Origin of the sequence: Undibacterium sp. Ji50W (genome assembly GCF_049340445.1) — a bacterium.
Taxonomy (GTDB): domain Bacteria; phylum Pseudomonadota; class Gammaproteobacteria; order Burkholderiales; family Burkholderiaceae_D; genus Undibacterium.
The window spans coordinates 1-682 of the sequence record NZ_JBMPOX010000065.1 but is presented as its reverse complement, the minus strand read 5'-3'; the positions used below and the strand labels follow the sequence as shown (position 1 = coordinate 682).

General features: G+C 56.6%; 1 pseudogene. It reads left to right on the top strand.

From position 1 onward, the window contains the following. Positions 1–682 (top strand): annotated as a pseudogene (locus ACO0K9_RS28005) (hypothetical protein); the annotation flags it as partial.

The window sequence follows — 682 nt, the reverse complement described above, 5'->3', positions numbered from 1 at the left end:
GCCAGTCAGTTGCAGCCCAATGGCAAGCAAGACCGCAATGTGCGGTATACCCATGACGCTGCTGGCAGGCTGGTGTTTACCGTCGACAGCCAGGGCGCTGTTTCAGAAAATCGCTATGATGCCAATGGCAACCTGGTCGGCAGCATCAGCTACGCCAACCGCATAGACCTCAGTGGCTTGCCAGCCACCGCCAACACCATTAGCACGGACAGCGTGCGTGCCTTGCTGCATCCCGATGCCGCGAATGACCAGCGTCAGCAACAAGTCTTCGATGCCAATGGCCGTGTGCGTTACAGCATCGACAGCCTGGGGTATGTCAAAGCGTATAGCTACGATACGCTGGGCCGTCTGGTCAGTGCCACCACCTATGCCAAAGCCTTGCCAGCGGCGACCTTCAATGGGTCTGCCCCTCTGAATGCCAGCAATGCCGTACCGGCATCGGATGCGGCTGATCAGGTCCAGTCTTACCAGTACGATGCCGATGGGCGTTTGATTGCCCATACCGATGCATTGGGTAATACAGAACGCTTCAGCTATGACGGCCTGGGTAATCGCATCAGCTACACCAATCAACTCAACGCTACCTGGACCTATGACTACGATGCAGCAGGACATCTGCTGAGTGAAACCTCGCCAGTCGTCAGCCTGGCCATTGTGGATGCCGGTAGTAGTCTGCATATTG